This window comes from Streptomyces sp. Je 1-332 (assembly GCF_040730185.1).
Lineage (GTDB): Bacteria > Actinomycetota > Actinomycetes > Streptomycetales > Streptomycetaceae > Streptomyces.
The window spans coordinates 5452279-5471857 of record NZ_CP160402.1; the positions used below are offsets into that span (position 1 = coordinate 5452279).

Consider the following 19579-nt stretch of genomic DNA (forward strand, 5'->3'; position numbering starts at 1 on the left):
GCGCGCCCGGTACGGCGGGAGGGGCGTGCGTTTTCACGCGGCTGAGAGGGGTTTGTCCGTGCCTGCATATTCACACGGCACTTCACCGACACAGACACGGGCGCCGGCGGTTTCCGTGCCACCGGCGTTGTCACTTCCGGTGATCGAGTCAGAGTTTCCTCGTCAACTCCATCCGTATTGGCCGCAGCTCCAGGAGAAGTCCCGGACGTGGCTGCGCGAAATGCGCCTCATGCCCGCCGACAAGGTCGAGCGGTACGCGGACAGCCTCTGCTACACGGACCTGGTGGCCGGCTACTACATTGGCGCACCCGACGAGTTGCTCAGCGCGATAGCCGACCTCAGCAGTTGGTTCTTCGCCTGGGACGACCGGCACGACCGTGACTCGGTGCACGGCAGGGCGGCGCAGTGGCGCCGGCTGTGCCGCGGGCTCCACGAGACGCTGCGGGCCCCCCGGCAACAACTGCACCACCGTGACCCTCTGGTGGCAGGGTTCGCCGACTGTGTCCTGCGGCTGTACTCGCACCTCGGTCCCAGCTGGAACGCCCGGTTCGCCCGGCATTTCCACAGTGTGATCGAGGCGTACGACCTGGAGTTCAGGAACCGCAGGACCGGAACGGTCCCGACGGTCGAGGCGTACATCGAGCTGCGCAGGCTGACGTTCGCGCACTGGACGTGGATCGACCTGCTCGAGCCGACGGCGCGCCACGAGCTGCCGTCGGCGGTGCGGAAGCATCCCGCGTATCGGCGGGCGGCGCTCGCCACGCAGGATTTCTCCGCCTGGTACAACGACCTGTGTTCGCTCCCCAAAGAACTCGCGGGAGACGAACTGCACAATCTCGGGATCAGTCTCATCCAGCACGAGGGCCTTTCGCTGGAAGAAGCTGTCGCGGAAGTGCACCGGCGGGTTTCCCGATGCATAACCGATTTCCTCGCGGCGGAAGAAGAAGTACTGCGTCTCGCCGGGCAATTGGCGGATGGCAGCGTGCAGGGCAGGGAACTCGCGGACGCGGTGGAATCGTGCGTCTTCAACATGCGGAACTGGTTCTCTTCCGTGTACTGGTTCCACCACGAATCCGGTCGCTATCGGGTGGACAGCTGGGACGACAGGTCCATTCCCCCGTATGTGAGCGACGCGGAACCGAGTGACCTGGCCGAAACTGAATTGGTAGGTGAGGAATGAGCGTCGAATCCGCTGTACCCGCGACAACAACTCCACCGCTCGTCAGCGGTGGTGCCCCGCTCATCGGTCACGCCTGGAACCTGGTGCGCGACCCGCTCGGCTTCCTCGCCGCGCTGCGGGACCATGGTGATCTCGTCCGCATAAGGCTGGGGCCCAAGACCGCGTACGCGGTCTGCGACCCCGAGCTGGTGGGGCAGCTGCTGCGGAGCCCCGACTACGTCGTCGGAGGGCCGCTCTGGGACACCCTGGAGGTACTGCTCGGCAAGGGCGTGGCGACCAGCAACGGCAAGCTGCACCGGCGTCAACGGCGCATGATGCAGCCGGCGTTCAGGCCCGACCGGATCGCCGGCTACGCCAAGGTGATGGAGGAGGAGGCCCGCCTGACGGCCGCGCGCTGGCAGCCGGGCGAGATCGTCGACATCAACGCGGAGATGTTCCGCACCGCCGTGCGCGTCGTCTCGCGCTCGCTCCTGGAGGTCGACGCGATCAGCGAGAAGGCGGACCGCATCGCCGAATCGCTGCACACCGTCTTCGAGGGCCTCTACCGCAGGATGGTGCTCTCGGTCGGGCCGCTGTACCGCGTGCCGACCCAGGGCAACCGCCGCTTCCAGAGCGCGCTCGCCGATCTGCACGCACTGGTCGACGAGATCATCGCGGAAGGCAGGGCGGCAGGACCGGAACAGAACGACCTGTTGGCCGAAATGCTGCGGGCGCGCGATGAATCAGGGCAGCCGCTCAGCGATCAGGAGGTCCACGACCATGTGATCTCCCTTGTCGTGGCGGGCGCCGAGAATGTCGCTTCGACCCTGTCGTGGACGTTCCATCTGCTGGCCCAACACCCCGAGCAGGAAAGGCGATTGGTTGAAGAAGTAAATTCCGTCGCGCCGGGCCGGGAGATCACATTCGCCGACCTGGGGTCCCTTCCGCACACCCGGAATGTCGTCACCGAGGCCATGCGTATACAACCCGCCGCCTGGATATTCACCCGCAGGTCGGTGGGGGAAACCAACCTGGGTGGCTACCGCATTCCGGCCGATGCCGACATCGTCTACAGCGTGTACGCGATGCAACGCGATCCACGTTCCTTCGAGCAGCACCTCGAGTTCGACCCGGACCGCTGGAACCCGGAACGCGCCGGCGACGTACCGGAGTTCGCGATGATGCCGTTCGGTACCGGCAACCGCAAGTGTCCGGGCGACCATTTCAGCTTGGCCGAACTCGCCATCATCCTGGCGACGGTGGCCCCGAAGTGGCACCTGGCGCCGGTCCCGGAGACCGACGCCGACACGAAGATCGGCATCACGCTACAGCCGAAGCATCTGGTCCTGCGGGCCGAGCGGCGCTGACGACCGGTCCGCGGAAGGTGCGGCGGTAGGCGTTCGGCGTGGTGCCGAGCGCCCGCAGGAACTGGTGGCGCATCGCCGCGGCGTTGCCGAAACCGGCACGCCCGGCGATGGCGTCCACCGTCTCGTCCGACCCTTCGAGCAACTCCTGTGCCAACAGCACGCGTTGGCGCAGGAGCCAGCGGTAGGGCGTGGTGCCGGTCTCCTGCTGGAAACGGCGCGCGAAGGTGCGCGGCGACATGTGCGCCCGCTCGGCGAGCCGCTCGACGGTGATGTCGTCCGCGTCCAGATGGCGCTCCATCCAGGCAAGGACCCCGCCCACGGTGTCGCACTGCGTGCGCGGCAGGGGGCGCGCCACGAACTGGGCCTGGCCGCCGTCGCGATGGGGTGGCACGACCATGCGCCGGGCGATGGCGTTGGCGACCTCGGTGCCGTGCTCCTGGCGCACGATGTGCAGGCACGCGTCGATGCCGGCTGCGGTGCCGGCCGAGGTGATGACCGGGCTCTCGTCCACGTACAGGACGTCGGGCTCGACCCGGGCGCGCGGAAAGCGCACCGCGAGTTCCGTGGCGTGCCGCCAGTGCACGGCGCAGCGCCGGCCGTCCAGCAGGCCCGCGGCGCCGAGCACGAAGACGCCGGAGCAGACGGAGAGGATGCGGGCCCCGCGGTCCACGGCGCGGCGCAGGGCGGCGAGCAGCTCCTCGGGGTAGTCGCGGTGCACGAACTCCTGGCCCGCGGGCACGGTGATGAGGTCGGCCTCTTCCAGCCGGTCGAGGCCGTACGGAGTGGTGATCGAGAACCCGGCGTGATTGGTCAGGGGCCCGCTCTCCGCGGCGACCACCGCGAAGTCGTACACGGGTAGATCCGCCTCGCTGCGGTCGAGCCCGAACACCTCGCAGACGACGCCGAGTTCGAAGGGGTTCACGCCGTCGAGCAGCACGGCGGCCACGTTGTTCAGCATGGGCGCCAGTGTGCCGCAGGGCTGGCAGTAAGTCGATGGTGTGTGGCAGTCCTGCCACTGCCGCGTCCGTCCGGCGCGCAGGACAGTGAGGACATGAACACATTCCTCGGATACGTGACCGTCCTGACCGTCTTCCTTTTGCTGGCCGCACCCTCGCTCGTCGGGTACGTCCACGACCGCCGGATCGACCGCGAGCTGCGCGAGGCGCGGGACGCCGCCTCGCGCAGCCCTGACGGGCCGGTGGGACTAGAACTCGTCGTCGAAGGAGACCGAACCCTCGACCGCGACCTGGTAGGCCGAAGGGCGCCGCTCGAAGAAGTTGGTCAGCTCCTGGACGCCCTGGAGCTCCATGAACGAGAACGGGTTTGAGGAGCCGTAGACCGGCGCGAAGCCGAGCCGCTGGAGCCGCTGGTCGGCGACGCACTGGAGGTACTCGCGCATGGAGTCGGTGTTCATGCCGGGCAGGCCCTCACCGCACAGGTCGCGAGCGAACTGCAGCTCGGCCTCGACGGCCTCCCTGAGCATGTCGGTGACCTGCGTCTCCAGGGCGTCGTCGAAGAGCTCAGGCTCCTCCTTGCGGACGGTGTCGACGACGTCGAAGGCGAAGCTCATGTGCATCGTCTCGTCGCGGAACACCCAGTTGGTGCCGGTGGCCAGGCCGTGCAGCAGGCCGCGCGAGCGGAACCAGTAGACGTAGGCGAAGGCACCGTAGAAGAAGAGGCCCTCGATGCACGCGGCGAAGCAGATGAGGTTCAGCAGGAAGCGGCGCCGGTCGGCCTGCGTCTCCAGGCGGTCAAGCTTCTCCACCTCGTTGATCCACTTGAAGCAGAACTCCGCCTTCTCACGGATGGAGGGGATCTCCTCGACCGCGTCGAAGGCCGCCGCGCGGTCCTCCGGGTCGGGCAGATAGGTGTCGAGCAGCGTCAGATAGAACTGGACGTGCACGGCCTCCTCGAAGAGCTGGCGGCTCAAGTAGAGCCGCGCCTCGGGGGAGTTGATGTGCTTGTAGAGGGTGAGCACGAGGTTGTTCGAGACGATCGAGTCGCCGGTCGCGAAGAACGCGACCAGGCGGCCGATCATGTGCTGCTCGCCCGGGGACAGCTTCGCCAGGTCGGCGACGTCCGAGTGGAGGTCGACCTCCTCGACGGTCCAGGTGTTCTTGATCGCGTCGCGGTAGCGCTCGTAGAAGTCGGGGTAGCGCATGGGGCGCAGGGTCAGTTCGAAGCCCGGGTCGAGCAGGTTCTTGTCGGCGTTGGTGGTGGAGCTCATTACTGGCAGGCCTCGCAGGACTCGGGGTTTTCCAGGGAGCAGGCGACGGCTTCTTCGGCCGACGCCTGGGCGGGTACGGGTACGGGAACGGGCTCGGCGGTCTTGCCGGCCGCTGCGCGGGCGATGCGGGTCGCCGGGCGCGAACGCAGGTAGTACGTGGTCTTCAGGCCCTGCTGCCAGGCGTACGCGTACATCGAGGAGAGCTTGCCGATGGTCGGCGTCTCCAGGAACAGGTTCAGGGACTGCGCCTGGTCCAGGAACGGCGTGCGCGCGGCGGCCATGTCGATCAGGCCGCGCTGCGGGATCTCCCACGCGGTGCGGTAGAGCTCGCGCACCTCGGCCGGGATCCAACTGAAGCCCTGCACCGAGCCGTTGGCCTCGCGCAGCGCCTCGCGGGTCTGCGCGTCCCAGACGCCGAGCCGTTTCAGCTCCTGCACCAGGTAGGCGTTGACCTGGAGGAACTCACCGCTCAGCGTCTCGCGCTTGAAGAGGTTGGAGACCTGCGGCTCGATGCACTCGTACACGCCCGCGATGGACGCGATCGTGGCAGTCGGCGCGATCGCGAGGAGCAGCGAGTTGCGCATGCCGGTCACGGCGATACGTTCCCGCAGCGCCGCCCAGCGCTCCGGCCAGGTCAGCTCGACGCCGTAGTGGTCGGGGTGCAGCACGCCGCGCGCGGTGCGGGTCTTCTCCCAGGCCGGGAGCGGGCCGATGGGGGTCCCCCCTGCACCGGAGCCTGTCGAAGGCGCTTGGGGGCGCTCGGCGAGGTCGGCGGATGCCTCGTACGCGGCGAGCATGATGCGCTCGGCGATACGGGTGGAGAGGGCGCGCGCCTCGGGGGAGTCGAAAGGCAGCTTCAGCTGGAAGAAGACGTCCTGAAGCCCCATGGCGCCCAGGCCCACCGGACGCCAGCGCGCGTTGGACTTCCCGGCCTGCTCGGTCGGGTAGAAGTTGATGTCGACGACACGGTCGAGGAACGTGACGGCGGTACGGACGGTCTCGTCGAGCCGCTGCCAGTCGATGTCACCGGCGGCCGTGTCCACGAACGCGCCGAGGTTCACCGAGCCCAGGTTGCAGACGGCCGTCTCGCCGTCGTCCGTGACCTCCAGGATCTCCGTGCAGAGGTTGGAGGAGTGGACGGTGTGGCCGGGCTCGGCCGTCTGGTTGGCGGTGCGGTTGGCGGCGTCCTTGAACGTCATCCAGCCGTTGCCGGTCTGCGCGAGGGTGCGCATCATGCGGCCGTAGAGGTCGCGGGCCGGGATGGTCTTGCGGGCGAGCCCCGCGGCCTCGGCCTTGCGGTAGGCGGCGTCGAACTCGTCGCCCCACAGGTCGACGAGCTCGGGCACGTCGGCAGGCGAGAACAGCGACCAGTCCTCGCTGGCGGCGACCCGGCGCATGAACTCGTCCGGGATCCAGTGCGCGAGGTTGAGGTTGTGCGTGCGGCGCGCGTCCTCACCCGTGTTGTCGCGCAGCTCCAGGAACTCCTCGATGTCGGAGTGCCACGTCTCCAGGTAGACCGCGGCAGCGCCCTTGCGCCGGCCGCCCTGGTTCACGGCGGCGACGGAGGCGTCCAGGGTCTTGAGGAACGGCACGATGCCGTTGGAGTGGCCGTTCGTGCCGCGGATCAGTGAACCGCGGGCGCGGATGCGGGAGTACGAGAGGCCGATGCCGCCCGCGTGCTTGGAGAGGCGCGCGACCTGGTGGTAGCGGTCGTAGATGGAGTCCAGCTCGTCCAGCGGGGAGTCGAGGAGGTAGCAGGAGGACATCTGCGGGTGCCGGGTGCCGGAGTTGAAGAGCGTCGGCGATGACGGCAGGTAGTCCAGGCGGCTCATCAGGCGGTACAGGGCGGCGACTTCGTCCACCGAGCGCGCGGAGCCGTCCTCGGCGAGGCCGCTCGCGACGCGCAGCATGAAGTGCTGCGGGGTCTCGATGACGTGCCGGGTGATCGGGTGGCGAAGGAGATAGCGGCTGTGCAGGGTGCGCAGGCCGAAGTAGCCGAAGCGGAAGTCCGCGCCGTCCTCCAGGGCGGACTCCACGAGACCGTCGAGACGCTCGGCGTGGTCGGCGACGAACGCGGCGGTGCGGTCCGCGATCAGGCCCTCGCGGTGGCCCACGGCGACCGAGTCGGAGAAGCCGCGCACGCCCTGCGACGCGGCCTCGTCCCGGATGCTGAGGCTGAGGAGCCTGGCCGCCAGCTGCGAGTACGTCGGGTCCTCGGAGATGAGGCCGGCCGCGGCCTCGGTCGCCAGCTCCCGCAGCTCCGCCACGTCCGCCCTGGCCGAGCGGCCCCGCAGCGCGGCTGCGGCGACCCGGCCGGGGTCGGCGTCGGGGAGGTCGGCGGTGAGGTCGGTCAGGGTACGCAGCAGCGCGGTTCCTGGGCCGTCGGCGGTCTGCTGACCGCCGGTGGTCTGCGCTGACGCAGGTTCGGCTGGCGCGATGGTCACGGAGCACTCCCTCGCTCGGCTCGGAGCCTTGGGGAGGGGTGAGTGAACACACGGGGGCCCGGCCCCTGGGCAGGGCGGCGCTCCGCGTCCACCAGCCCATTCCACGAGGCCCGGACGTCGTCGGCACCCGGACCGGTCGGAACGGGCGCACTGTCGACAGGTCTTCGGACTTGCGAGCACGACAAATGCGCACTCATACACCGTTGCGGGACAGTTCCGGACTTGCACCGGATTCCCCTGCGGCGACAGCGAGCACGAGCATACATCTTGTGCTGGCTCTGAGCGGCAGCCCCATATCTTGTGTCGGCGCGCACAAAAAAGCGCGGGCCGCCGGGGAATCCGGCGGCCCGCGCCAAGCGTTGCGTTCAGGGAGAGGCTCAGTGCCCGCCCGGTGCTCCCGCCGTGGCCGGCGGCAGCTCCTCCACGACGCCCGGGTCGCCGGCGTCCGCGGTGTAGTCGCCGGGAGACGTCTCGTCGATGCCGTCAGGGGCCTTCATGGCGCGCAGGACGAAGGTCATGACCACGGTGACCACCACGTTCAGGACGAACGCCGTGAGGCCGATGTAGCCGATCTCACCGATGCCCGGGATCTCGTCGGACGAGCCGCCGAAGTGCTTCTGCGTGGGCGAGGCGACGCCGTACGCGGCAGCCGTTCCGTAGACCATGCCGACCGCCCAGCCCGCGAGCAGCGCCCAGCGGTGGAACCACCGCGTGAACAGGCCGCCGACCAGTGCGGGCATGGTCTGCAGGATCCAGATGCCGCCCAGGAGCTGGAAGTTGATCGCGACCGTCTTGTCCATGGTGAGGACGAATGCCAGGGCGCCGACCTTCACCAGCAGCGAAACCAATTTGGAGACCTTGGTCTCCTGCGCGGGTGTCGCGTCCGGCTTGAGGAAGTCCTTGTAGATGTTCCTGGTGAACAGGTTCGCTGCCGCGATGGACATGATGGCGGCCGGGACGAGCGCGCCGATGCCGATCGCCGCGAACGCGACGCCGGTGAACCAGTCGGGGAACATGTTCTCGAACAGCTGCGGGATCGCCAGCTGGCCGTTCTCGACCTTGACCCCGGCCGCGATCGCCATGAAGCCGAGCAGCGCGAGCAGCCCCAGCATCAGCGAGTACAGCGGCAGGATCGTGGTGTTGCGGCGGATCACGTTGCGGCTCTTGGAGGAGAGCGTCGCCGTGATCGAGTGCGGGTACATGAACAGCGCGAGCGCGGAGCCGAGCGCCAGCGTGGCGTACGTCCACTGCCCGGCCTCGCCCGGCGCGAGTCCCGCGACGGGCTTGCCCGCGGCCTCGTTCGCCGACGAGAACTTGTCGTTCGCCGCCTGGAAGATCTCGTCGAAGCCGCCGAGCTTGATCGGGATGTAGATGATCGCGACGGCGATGACGAGATAGATCAGGCCATCCTTCACGAACGCGATCAGCGCGGGCGCGCGCAGACCCGACGAGTACGTGTACGCGGCGAGCACCGCGAACGCGATCAGGAGCGGCAGGTCCTTGATGAACCAGTTCGTGTCCGGGCCGCCGCCGACGCCCATCACGTCAAGGACGGCCTGGATGCCGACCAGTTGGAGCGCGATGTACGGCATCGTGGCGAGGATGCCGGTGACCGCGACGGCCAGCGAGAGCCCCTTGGAGCCGAAGCGTCCGCGCACGAAGTCCGAGGTGGTCACGTAACCGTGCTTGTGCGAGACGGACCACAGCCGCGGCAGGAAGGTGAAGATCAGCGGGTAGACGAGGATCGTGTACGGCACCGCGAAGAAGCCGGCCGCGCCCGCCGCGTAGATCGCCGCCGGGACGGCCACGAAGGTGTACGCGGTGTAGAGGTCGCCGCCGAGCAGGAACCACGTGACCCAGGTGCCGAACGACCGGCCGCCAAGGCCCCATTCGTCCAGGCTCTCGGTCTCGGCCTTGCGCCAGCGCGCGGCCAGGAAGCCCATCGCCGTGACGGCGGCGAAGAAGAAGATGAAGACGGCGAGCGCGATGCCGTTGACGCCGCCGGTGTCCGCTGCGAGCACGTTCATCGGGTCGCACCCCCCTTGGCCTGCTCGGCCTTGCGGGCGCGCTGGTCACGCTGCCACAACTTGTAAGCGATCATGGTCAGAGCGGTGGAGATGAGCACCCACAGCATCTGGTACCAGTAGAAGAACGGGATGCCGATGAAGGTCGGGTCGACCTTCGCGTAGGAGCTCACCCAGAGCATCGCCACGAACGGCGCGACGAGACAGAGGGCAACGACCACGCGGACCGGCGTGATCACCGGTCTGCTCACTTCAGGCGCATCTGACACTTCGCGGCTCCGCTCCCTCGCTTATCCCACCTTTAACGTGCGGGAAATCTAAGCGAGAGGATTGATCTATGGAACCCCCGTCCGGATAGCGGACGGATGCCGGACGGGCCGACGCGCCTGCTCAGCAGCAGCGAAACCCCTGCCTGGGGTCGGACTCCTGGCGGTCCGTCCGCATTCGCTCGAACTCCCTCCGGGAGGGGACGGATGCCCCGGGATGCGTCCTCTGCGCGTGCTCCACATAACGGTCGTAGGCGGACTCATCGGTCAACTCCCGCGCGTACCACCGCACCCAGCGCAGGCCGCGCAGCACCCACGTCACGACGACACCCTCGCCTCTTCGGCCGCCTTCGCCGCCGCCACTTCCGCCTTCTCCTCCGGGGTCGCGATGAGCCCGGCAGGCGCGGTCAGCTTCGACTCCACGTACTCCGCCTCGCTCAGCTTCGACGCCTGTGGGTTGCGGACGTGCTTCACGCAGATGCGGGCCGCGTCCGCGATCACGATGACGATGAGCAGGGCGAGCGCGGCGGAAAGGACGCCGTCCACCGTGGAGTTGGTGACGACGGTGTGCATGTCGTCCATGGTCTTGGCGGGCGGCAGGATCTTTCCCTCGTCGATCGCGTCCTGGTAGTTCGAGCGCTGCTGGAAGAAGCCCACACGCGGGTCGCTGGAGAACACCTTCTGCCAGCTCGCGGTGAGCGTCACCGTCGCGTCCCAGGCGAGCGGGACCCCGGTGATCCAGGCCCACTTGAGGCGACCGGACTTCACCAGGAGCGTCGTGCAGACGGCGAGCGCGACCGCGGCCAGGAGCTGGTTGGAGATGCCGAAGATCGGGAAGAGCTGGTTGATCCCGCCGAGCGGCTCGTGCACGCCCACCCACAGGAAGTAGCCCCACAGGCCGGTGACGACCGCGCTGGTGATGATGAGGCCGGGCTTCCAACTGACGTTCTTGAAGGGCTTGTAGACGTTCCCGAGCATGTCCTGCAGCATGAAGCGGCCCACGCGCGTGCCCGCGTCGAGCGCGGTGAGGATGAACAGCGCCTCAAACATGATCGCGAAGTGGTACCAGAACGCCTTCATGGAGCCACCGGTGACCTTCGAGAAGATCTCGGAGACACCGACCGCGAGCGTGGGCGCCCCGCCGGTGCGCGAGAGCAGCGAGGACTCCTCGACGTTCTTGGCGGCCTGCGCGAGATCCTCGGGGGAGATGGAGTACCCGAAGCTCGCGACTGCCTGGCTCGCCGCCTGGACGTTGTCCCCGATGACTCCGGCGGGCGCGTTCATCGCGAAGTAGAGGCCCGGGTCGATGATGCTGGCCGCGATGAGCGCCATGACCGCGACGGACGACTCCATCAGCATGGAGCCGTAGCCGATCATCCGGATCTGCGTCTCCTTCTGGACCATCTTCGGAGTCGTGCCCGACGAGATCAGCGCGTGGAAGCCGGACAGGGCACCGCAGGCGATGGTGATGAAGACGAACGGGAAGAGCGAGCCCGCGAAGACGGGCCCGTCGCCGCGCGACGCGAAGTCGGTCACCGGGTCCATCTTCAGCGTCGGCAGGGTGATGACGACGCCGAGCGCGAGCAGCAGGATCGTGCCGATCTTCATGAAGGTGGAGAGGTAGTCGCGCGGCGCGAGCAGCATCCACACCGGCAGGATCGAGGCGATGAACCCGTACGCCACCAGCCAGATGACCAGGGTGGACGGCGCGAGCGTGAACGCCTCCGCGAGGGACGACTCGGCGACCCAGCGCCCGGCGACCAGCGCGAGAAGCAGCAGCGTGATCCCGATGAGGGAGACCTCGCTGACCCGCCCTGGCCGCAGGATGCGCAGATAGAAGCCCATGAACAGCGCGATCGGAATGGTCATCGCGATGGAGAAGGTGCCCCACGGCGAGTCCGCGAGCGCGTTGACGACGACGAGCGCGAGCACGCCCAGCAGGACGATCATGATGGCGAACGCGGCGAGCAGCGCGGCGGCCCCGCCGAAGGGTCCGATCTCCTCGCGCGCCATCTGCCCGAGCGACTTGCCGTCGCGCCGGGTGGAGAAGAAGAGGACGACCATGTCCTGCACGGCACCCGCGAAGATCACGCCGACGATGATCCAGATCGTGCCGGGCAAGTACCCCATCTGCGCGGCCAGTACGGGCCCCACCAGCGGGCCCGCGCCCGCGATCGCCGCGAAGTGGTGGCCGAGCAGGACGCGGCGGTCGGTGGGGTGGAAGTCGATGCCGTTGTCGAGGCGCTCCGCCGGGGTGGCCCGCTTCTTGTCGACCTTCAGGACGCGGTTGACGATGAACTTGGAGTAGAAGCGATAGGCGATCGCGTACGAGCCGAGGGCCGCGGCCACCATCCAGGCGGCGGACACCTCCTCGTCCCGCGAGAGCGCGAGCACGGTCCAGCCCGCGGCGCCCACCAGCGCGACGAGGGACCAGATGACGATGGATCGGGGGTTTGCTCGTGAAGCTGCCATGCGCACAGGGGTGCCCTCCCGATCATGCGATATCGGGAAAGACGGTAGAGCAAGGGGAGACGTTCTGCTATAGCGAGGAACTGATTCCACCGAAAGATTGATTGGTCCAGACCTTGAAGTGGACGGGGCGAGTCGACTAGCTTGTGTATCTGGCCAGTTGGCCACTTTCGCACCGATAGATACGGGGATTCCGCATGACCAAGCGGAACATATTTGCCGCTACGGGCATTGCTGCCACACTGCTCATGGGCAGCATTTCAGGGGCCGCTCCTGCGCAAGCGGCAGAGGCGGCGGCAGACGTGCCACATATTGCCTGCAAGACCTGGAAGTCGGGCAGCGGCAAGAAGGCGTACAGCCACTGCCGGGGTACCGCGACGGCCAACGCCTATCGAACGTTGGCGACATGCCTGCGTGGGGACGGCAACGGAACCTTTGCGAAGCGAAGCGGCTGGGAGGGGGTGGGGCGCCCCGAGGTCGGCACCGCCAACTGCGGAGCGAAGGTGGTTGCGTTGCAGGTGGAGTTCAAGAACAACGAACGCCCCTACCCGAAGTGCTCCGTCCGCAAGACCTCGAGTAAGGCCGCGTCCGCCAACTGCCAGAACATCAGGGACAGGAAAGTCAGGGCTCGCGTCACGTGCAAGAAGGGAAGCGACACGTGGACCAAGCGCGGCCCCTGGAAGAAGTCCACGAACTCGGTGGCGAAGTGCGGCGGCGGCGGCAAATTGAAGGGTGCTGTCGAACTCGAGATCAGTAAGCGTGGCGTGTAGCTCTATTGGTGTGTAGGTGCACATCGAGGAAGGCCGCTTTCCTGTTCTCGGGGAAGCGGCCTTCCGGATGTCTGTTGTGAGCAATGTGTGGCGCCGATCGGCGGGCGGGCGATCGGCGCCATGCTTGTATGGAGCGCTCAGTCCACGGGCCTCTTCAGGCGCGCCACGAATTTGTAGCGGTCGCCGCGGTAGACCGAACGGACCCATTCCACCGGCTGCCCGCCGCCGTCCAGGGAGTGCCGCGACAGGAGCAGCATCGGCAGGCCCACGTCCGTGCCGAGCAGGCCGGCCTCGCGCGGGGTGGCGAGCGAGGTCTCGATGGTCTCCTCGGCTTCCGCGAGGTGGACGTCGTACACCTCGGCGAGTGCGGTGTAGAGCGAGGTGTACTTCACCAGGGAGCGGCGCAGGGCCGGGAAGCGCTTGGCGGAGAGGTGCGTCGTCTCGATGGCCATCGCCTCGCCGTTGGCCAGGCGGAGCCGCTCGATTCTGAGCACCCGGCCGCCCGTACTGATGTCGAGCAGTCCGGCGAGGGTGTCGTCGGCGGTGATGTAGCCGATGTCCAGGAGCTGCGAGGTGGGTTCGAGGCCCTGGGCCCTCATGTCCTCGGTATAGGAGGTGAGTTGGAGGGCCTGGGAGACCTTGGGCTTGGCCACGAAGGTGCCCTTGCCCTGGATCCGCTCCAGGCGGCCCTCGACGACCAGCTCCTGCAGGGCCTGGCGCACCGTCGTGCGGGAGGTGTCGAACTCGGCGGCCAGCGTGCGCTCCGGCGGGACCGGGGTGCCGGGCGGCAGCGTCTCCGTCATGTCGAGCAAGTGCCGCTTCAGGCGGTAGTACTTGGGCACGCGCGCGGTGCGGCCGACGCTCGGGGTCCCGTCCACGTCGGTTCCTGTACTGCCGGCCTCAGTGCCCATGCTCTGCCTTCCCGGCTCCTGTGCTGCTGCCGTCACCGGCTCCTCCGTCTGTCGCGGCTCACATCGTGGCACGTACCGGGCCGGGCACACCGTGCCCGCTCAGGTGTCGGTCCGATAACGGACCTGACAGCCCTTCTTATACACCCTTGACACCCCTAAAGGTCTAGGCCAAGCTCCCCGTACTGGTCTACACCATTAAAGACCAGGTTCCAGTCCCACGGGCAGATCTCGGTCCATTTGGTCGCTGCGGGTGGGGGGTTGACTGGCATCCCTTGAGGAGGGTGACGTGAAGCGCAAGCTCATAGCGGCCATCGGTGTCGCGGGCATGTTGGTCTCGATCGCGGCCTGTGGCAGCGACGACGACAAGAAGGCCGGGGGAGCCGACAGCTTCAAGGGGGAGACCCTGACGCTTTGGGCGATGGACGGCTCAACGCCGGACGGCTGGACCAAGGACGTCAAGGCCGCCTTCGAGAAGAAGACCGGCGCCAAGCTGAACCTCGAAGTCCAGCAGTGGAACGGCATCCAGCAGAAGCTGACGACCGCCCTCTCCGAGGAGAACCCGCCGGACGTCTTCGAGATCGGCAACACGCAGACCGCCGCGTACGCCAAGACCGGCGGGCTCGCCGAGCTCGGCGACCTCAAGGAAGGGGTCGGCGCCGACTGGACCGAGTCGATCAACGAGTCCTCGGTCGTGGACGGCAAGCAGTACGCCGCCCCGTGGTTCGTCCTGAACCGCGTCGTCATCTACAACAAGAAGGTCTGGGCCGACGCGGGCATCAAGGAGACGCCCAAGACCCGCGCGGAGTTCCTGAAGAACCTCAAGACGATCGAGTCCAAGACGGACGCCGAGCCGATCTACCTGCCGGGCCAGAACTGGTACCACTTCGTCGGCCTGACCATCGGTGAGGGCGCCGAACTGGTCAAGAAGGACGGCGACAAGTACGTCTCCAACCTGACCGACCCCAAGGTCGCCAAGGCCATGAAGACGTACAAGGAGTTCGCGGACCTCTCCAAGGCCCCCAAGAACAAGGACGAGGCCACCCCACAGCAGGCCGAGGTCTTCGCCAAGGGCAAGACCGGCGCCTTCATCGGCATGAGCTGGGAGGCCGCGACCGCGATCAAGGCCAGCAAGGACAAGAAGTTCGAGGAGAACATCGGCTACTTCACCATCCCCGGTGCCACGGCCGACAAGCCCGAGGGCGTCTTCCTGGGCGGCTCGAACCTCGCCGTCGCCGCGACCAGCAAGAAGCAGGAGCTCGCCAAGGAGTTCCTGAAGATCGCGCTGTCGGACAAGTTCGAGGGTGCGCTCGCCAAGGAAGGCGGCGTCATCCCGAACAAGCAGGCCTTGGAGGCCCAGCTCAAGGGCAACCCGGCCGCCGAGGCGATGGCCCCCGCGACCGCCGGTGGCGGCACGACCCCGCTGATCCCGGAGTGGGCCGCGGTGGAGAACCCGCCGAACCCGATCAAGAACTACATGACCGCGGTGCTCAACGGTAAGTCGAACGCCGACGCCGCCGAACAGGTCGAGGGCGAGTTCAACAAGCGCCTGGCGCAGAAGCAGTAAGGGCGTACTCCTGCCGGGGATTCCGGGCCCGGGGTGTCATCACCCCCGGGCCCGGTGCCCCGGCGCAGCGCTGCGTTCCGCGATGCCCACGAAAGAGATGGCGAGCATGACCGTGCAGACCGAACGGCCGCCCTCCGGCCCGACGGACGTCGTGAAAACGGACGGACGGCCGGCTGATCCCGGCAAGCCCCGCGAGCGGGCCCGGTCGCTCGCCCCCTATCTGCTCCTGCTTCCCGCGATCGCGGCCACCCTGGTGTTCCTCGGCTGGCCGCTGGTCAACAACGGGATCCTGTCGTTCCAGAACCTCAACATGAGGCAGTTCATCCTGCACCTCACGGAGTGGAACGGGATCGACAACTTCAAGGAGGTCCTCAGCGGCGAGGACTTCTGGCGGGTCACCGGGCGCTCGATCGCGTTCACCGCGGTCAACGTCGTACTGATCATGCTGCTCGGCACGCTGGTGGGCCTGCTGCTCGCGCGGCTCGGCAAGCGGATGCGGACGCTGCTCCTGGTCGGACTCGTGCTCGCCTGGGCCATGCCGATCATCGCGTCGACCACCGTCTACCAGTGGCTGTTCGCGACCCGCTTCGGCGTCGTCAACTGGGTCCTGGACAAGGCCGGCTGGCACTCGATGGCCGACTACGACTGGATGGGCAGCCAGTACTCCACGTTCTTCGTGGTCATCGTCCTGATCGTCTGGCAGTCGATCCCGTTCGTGGCGATCAACCTGTACGCCGCGACGACGACGATCCCCAAGGAGCTCTACGAAGCCGCGTCGCTGGACGGCGCAGGAGCGTGGAAGCGGTTCACGAACGTCACGCTGCCGTACATGAAGCCCTTCCTCTACGCGACGACGTTCCTGGAGATCATCTGGGTCTTCAAGGCGTTCGCGCAGGTCATGGCGCTCAACGAGGGCGGCCCCGACCGGCTCACCGAGATCCTGCCCGTCTACGCCTACATCGAGGGCATGGGCAACCAGCACTTCGGCATGGGTGCGGCGATCGCGCTGCTCACGATCGTCATCCTGCTGGCCCTGACCTCCTTCTATCTGCGGATCGTGCTCAAGCAAGGGGAGGACGAGCTGTGACGCGCAACGCTTCGTCTCGGCGGCTCCGCCGGATCTGGCCCAACGCGGTGGCCGTCGTGCTCTTCATCGGGTTCGCCTTCCCGGTCTACTGGATGTTCGCCACGGCCTTCAAGCCGACCGGCGACATCATCAGCGAGGACCCGGTCTGGCTGCCGACCGACGTGACGTTCGAGCACTTCAAGACGGCCGTCAACGCCGACCACTTCTGGACGATGGTCGGCAACTCCCTCACCGTCACGCTGCTCGCCGTGGTCTTCTCGCTGATCATCGGCCTCGCGGCGGCGTTCGCACTCGCCCGGATGCGCTTCAAGGGCCGCAAGGGCTTCATCATCGGCTTCATGCTGGCCCAGATGGCGCCCTGGGAAGTCATGGTCATCGCGATCTACATCATCGTGCGCGACGCCGACATGCTGAACAGCCTGATTCCGCTGACGCTGTTCTACATGGTGATGATCCTGCCCTTCACGCTCCTGACGCTGCGCGGCTTCGTCGCCGCGGTGCCGCGTGAGCTCGAGGAGTCGGCGATGGTCGACGGCTGTTCCCGGATGCAGGCGTTCCGCCGGGTGATCCTGCCGCTGCTCGCACCGGGCCTGATGTCGACCTCGCTCTTCGGCTTCATCACCGCCTGGAACGAATTCCCGCTGGTGCTTGTCCTCAACAAGGAGGCGGAGGCCAAGACGCTGCCGGTGTGGCTCTCCGGCTTCCGGTCTGTCTACGGCGACGACTGGGGCGCCACCATGGCCGCCGCCTCGCTCTTCGCCATCCCGATCCTCGTCCTCTTCGTCTTCCTGCAGCGCAGGGCCGTCAGCGGTCTGACCGACGGTGCCGTGAAGGGATAACACGCCAAATGACGACACTTACCAGCCCCACCGACACTCTGACCCGCGACGCCCTGACCGTCCTGCAGCCCGGCTTCGTCGGGACCAGCGCGCCGGACTGGCTGCTCCGCAGGATCGGTGAGGGCCTCGCATCGGTCGGCCTGTTCGGCCGCAACATCGCCTCGCCCGAACAACTGGCCGCCCTGACGGCCCAGTTGCGTGCCGAGCGCGACGACGTCCTGGTCGCCATCGACGAGGAGGGCGGTGACGTGACCCGCCTGGAGGTCCGCTCCGGCTCCTCCTTCCCCGGCAACCACGCGCTCGGCGCGGTCGACGACACGGCGCTCACCCGTGACGTGGCCGCCGAGCTCGGCCGCCGGCTCGCCGCGTGCGGCGTCAACCTCAACTGGGCGCCGTCCGCCGACGTCAACTCCAACCCGGACAACCCCGTCATCGGCGTACGCTCCTTCGGCGCCGACCCGCTCCTGGTGGCCCGGCACACCGCCGCCTACGTCGAGGGACTGCAGTCCGCGGGCGTCGCCGCCTGCACCAAGCACTTCCCGGGGCACGGCGACACCGCGGTCGACTCGCACCATGACGTGCCGCGCATCGGCGTCGACCCCGAGGTGCTCAGGGCGCGTGACCTGGCGCCGTTCCGGGCCGCGATCGCCGCGGGCACGCGCGCCGTGATGAGCGCGCACATCCTCGTCCCGTCGCTGGACGCGGAGTACCCGGCGACGCTCTCGCACCGCATCCTGACAGGAATCCTGCGCGAGGAACTCGGGTACGACGGCCTGATCGTCACGGACGGCATGGAGATGCAGGCCATCTCCGCCACGTACGGCATCGAGCGCGGCAGCGTCCTCGCCATCGCCGCGGGCGCCGACGCGATCTGCGTGGGCGGTGGCCTCGCGGACGACGACACGGTCCTGCGCCTGCGCGACGCGCTGGTCGGGGCCGTGCGCGCGGGCGAGCTCTCCGAGGAGCGCCTCGCCGACGCGGCCACGCGTGTACGGGCGTTGGCCCACTGGACTTCGGTGTCGGGCGCGGCCGATCGTTCGGGGGGCGCGCCCGGCACCGAAGTCGGCCTGGTCGCGGCCCGCCGCGCCCTGACGGTCACCCGGGGCGAGACCTACGCGGCCCCGCTCACCGAAGCTCCGTTCGTCGCCGCCTTCACGCCGATGGCCAACATCGCGGTGGGCGACGAGACCCCGTGGGGCGTGGCCGCGGAGCTGGAACGCCTGCTCCCCGGCACGGAGACCGGCAGTTTCACGGGCGCGGACGCGGGTGCGCTGGCCCTCTCGGAGGCGGGGGAGCGTCGGATCGTGGCCGTCGTCCGCGATGCCCACCGCCACACGTGGATGGCGGAGTCCCTGACCACCCTCCTGACGGCCCGCCCCGACACCATCGTGGTCGAGATGGGCGTCCCCCAGTCCGCCCCGACGGGCTCCCTCCACATCGCCACCCACGGCGCGGCAAGGGTGTGCGGTCTGGCGGCGGCAGAGGTGATCACAGGGGCGTAGGAGAGCGCCCCTTAAGGGGCGCGGGGAACTGCGCGCCCAGCCCCCACGCACCCGCGGGTGAGGCACAAGCAAAAAGGTGCCGGACCGCCCCCCAGCAGGGGGGCAGGCCCGGCACCTCCGCTCAGGGCCCAGGGGCCCGACTAAAGCCCTTGCCAGGCAGGCTTCGCCGCATACGTGGCCCGGAAGTACTCCCCGAGCTTCAGCTTGGCGGCAGCCGCCTCGTCCACGACGACCGTCGCATGCCGGTGCAACTGCAGAGCCGAAGCCGGAACGACGGCGGCGACAGGTCCCTCCACCGTCGCGGCCACCGCGTCCGCCTTGCCCTCACCGGTGGCGAGCAGCACCAGATGCCGGGCTTCGAGGATCGTCCCGATCCCCTGCGTGATCACGTGGTGCGGCACCTGCTCGATGTCCCCGTCGAAGAAGCGCGCGTTGTCCACCCGCGTCTGCTCCGTCAGCGTCTTGATCCGCGTACGCGAGGCGAGCGAGGAGCACGGTTCGTTGAACCCGATGTGCCCGTCCGTGCCGATCCCGAGCAGCTGGAGGTCCACACCCCCGGCGTCCGCGAGCGCCTGGTCGTACGCCTCGCAGGCCGCCTGCACGTCCTGTGCGCTGCCGTCGGGCCCCATGAAGGACTTCTCGCTGAGCCCCAGCGGCTCGACGACCTCGCGCAGCACCACGGAGCGGTAGGACTCGGGGTGCCCGGCGGGCAGCCCCACGTACTCGTCGAGCTGGCAGATCCGCGCCTGCGACGCGTCCACGGCACCGGAGCCGACCTTGGCGGCCAGGGCTTCGTAGATGGGCAGCGGGGTGGATCCGGTGGCGACACCGAGCAGGGCGTCAGGCTTGCGGCGGACCAAGGCGGCCATGGCCTCCGCGATGAGCTCGCCGCCTGCCTTGGCGTCCGGGACGATGACAACTTCCACGCTGGGCCTGCCGATCTGGAGAGG

General features: G+C 68.1%; 16 protein-coding genes and 1 riboswitch. Of the genes, 7 read left to right on the plus strand and 9 right to left on the minus strand.

The window, feature by feature from the left end:
• Positions 1 to 58: 58 nt before the first annotated feature.
• Complete coding sequence (gene cyc1 / locus ABXJ52_RS24815) at positions 59 to 1180, plus strand: epi-isozizaene synthase (RefSeq protein WP_367044881.1); 1122 nt, start codon at positions 59 to 61, stop codon at positions 1178 to 1180.
• A complete protein-coding gene (locus tag ABXJ52_RS24820; RefSeq protein ID WP_367044882.1) occupies positions 1177 to 2526 on the plus strand; it encodes a cytochrome P450 in 1350 nt (449 codons plus the stop codon). The genes cyc1 and ABXJ52_RS24820 overlap by 4 nt, the downstream gene beginning before the upstream one ends.
• On the opposite strand, the gene ABXJ52_RS24825 is transcribed toward ABXJ52_RS24820, so the two are convergent.
• The 7 genes from ABXJ52_RS24825 to ABXJ52_RS24855 form a co-directional block, all read right to left on the minus strand.
• On the minus strand, positions 2480 to 3484 hold the full coding sequence (locus tag ABXJ52_RS24825) for a helix-turn-helix domain-containing protein (RefSeq protein WP_367044883.1): 1005 nt from the start codon (positions 3482 to 3484) through the stop codon (positions 2480 to 2482). The two genes, ABXJ52_RS24820 and ABXJ52_RS24825, sit on opposite strands and share 47 nt — an antisense overlap.
• A gap of 246 nt (positions 3485 to 3730) precedes the next feature.
• Positions 3731 to 4753 carry a ribonucleotide-diphosphate reductase subunit beta gene (locus tag ABXJ52_RS24830; protein WP_367044884.1) on the minus strand — a complete coding sequence of 341 codons (1023 nt, stop codon included), beginning with the start codon at positions 4751 to 4753 and terminating at the stop codon, positions 3731 to 3733.
• Positions 4753 to 7197 (minus strand): ribonucleoside-diphosphate reductase subunit alpha, encoded by a 2445-nt coding sequence (locus ABXJ52_RS24835; protein ID WP_367044885.1) that lies wholly within the window; start codon positions 7195 to 7197, stop codon positions 4753 to 4755. The genes ABXJ52_RS24830 and ABXJ52_RS24835 overlap by 1 nt, the downstream gene beginning before the upstream one ends.
• 159 nt (positions 7198 to 7356) lie before the next feature.
• Positions 7357 to 7434: riboswitch (cobalamin riboswitch) on the minus strand.
• A 140-nt stretch (positions 7435 to 7574) separates the two neighbouring features.
• Positions 7575 to 9224 (minus strand): monocarboxylate uptake permease MctP, encoded by a 1650-nt coding sequence (mctP, locus tag ABXJ52_RS24840; RefSeq protein WP_367044886.1) that lies wholly within the window; start codon positions 9222 to 9224, stop codon positions 7575 to 7577.
• A complete protein-coding gene (locus tag ABXJ52_RS24845) occupies positions 9221 to 9490 on the minus strand; it encodes a DUF3311 domain-containing protein (protein ID WP_367044887.1) in 270 nt (89 codons plus the stop codon). Before ABXJ52_RS24845 ends, mctP begins: the two co-directional genes overlap by 4 nt.
• 121 nt (positions 9491 to 9611) lie before the next feature.
• The gene (locus ABXJ52_RS24850) at positions 9612 to 9809 is read right to left on the minus strand and encodes a YbdD/YjiX family protein (protein WP_367044888.1); all 198 of its coding nucleotides are present in this window, start codon (positions 9807 to 9809) and stop codon (positions 9612 to 9614) included.
• Positions 9806 to 11959: a carbon starvation CstA family protein gene (locus ABXJ52_RS24855; RefSeq protein ID WP_367044889.1), complete on the minus strand. Its 2154-nt coding sequence runs from the start codon at positions 11957 to 11959 to the stop codon at positions 9806 to 9808. The genes ABXJ52_RS24850 and ABXJ52_RS24855 overlap by 4 nt, the downstream gene beginning before the upstream one ends.
• Before the next feature lie 194 nt (positions 11960 to 12153).
• Here ABXJ52_RS24855 and ABXJ52_RS24860 point away from each other — a divergent pair, with 194 nt between their 5' ends.
• The gene (locus tag ABXJ52_RS24860; protein ID WP_367044890.1) at positions 12154 to 12726 is read left to right on the plus strand and encodes a hypothetical protein; all 573 of its coding nucleotides are present in this window, start codon (positions 12154 to 12156) and stop codon (positions 12724 to 12726) included.
• A gap of 137 nt (positions 12727 to 12863) precedes the next feature.
• On the opposite strand, the gene ABXJ52_RS24865 is transcribed toward ABXJ52_RS24860, so the two are convergent.
• Positions 12864 to 13637 (minus strand): GntR family transcriptional regulator, encoded by a 774-nt coding sequence (locus ABXJ52_RS24865; RefSeq protein ID WP_367044891.1) that lies wholly within the window; start codon positions 13635 to 13637, stop codon positions 12864 to 12866.
• 286 nt (positions 13638 to 13923) lie between these two features.
• On the opposite strand from ABXJ52_RS24865, the gene ABXJ52_RS24870 reads away from it, so the two are divergent.
• From ABXJ52_RS24870 to ABXJ52_RS24885, 4 genes are all read left to right on the plus strand, one after another.
• Positions 13924 to 15201 carry an extracellular solute-binding protein gene (locus ABXJ52_RS24870; RefSeq protein ID WP_367044892.1) on the plus strand — a complete coding sequence of 426 codons (1278 nt, stop codon included), beginning with the start codon at positions 13924 to 13926 and terminating at the stop codon, positions 15199 to 15201.
• A gap of 106 nt (positions 15202 to 15307) precedes the next feature.
• Positions 15308 to 16288 (plus strand): sugar ABC transporter permease, encoded by a 981-nt coding sequence (locus tag ABXJ52_RS24875; RefSeq protein ID WP_367044893.1) that lies wholly within the window; start codon positions 15308 to 15310, stop codon positions 16286 to 16288.
• Positions 16285 to 17127 (plus strand): carbohydrate ABC transporter permease, encoded by an 843-nt coding sequence (locus ABXJ52_RS24880; protein ID WP_367044894.1) that lies wholly within the window; start codon positions 16285 to 16287, stop codon positions 17125 to 17127. The genes ABXJ52_RS24875 and ABXJ52_RS24880 overlap by 4 nt, the downstream gene beginning before the upstream one ends.
• A gap of 8 nt (positions 17128 to 17135) precedes the next feature.
• Positions 17136 to 18629: a glycoside hydrolase family 3 protein gene (locus ABXJ52_RS24885; protein WP_367044895.1), complete on the plus strand. Its 1494-nt coding sequence runs from the start codon at positions 17136 to 17138 to the stop codon at positions 18627 to 18629.
• Between the two features lie 140 nt (positions 18630 to 18769).
• On the opposite strand, the gene nagB is transcribed toward ABXJ52_RS24885, so the two are convergent.
• On the minus strand, positions 18770 to 19555 hold the full coding sequence (gene nagB, locus ABXJ52_RS24890; RefSeq protein WP_367049242.1) for a glucosamine-6-phosphate deaminase: 786 nt from the start codon (positions 19553 to 19555) through the stop codon (positions 18770 to 18772).
• Between the last annotated feature and the right edge of the window lie 24 nt (positions 19556 to 19579).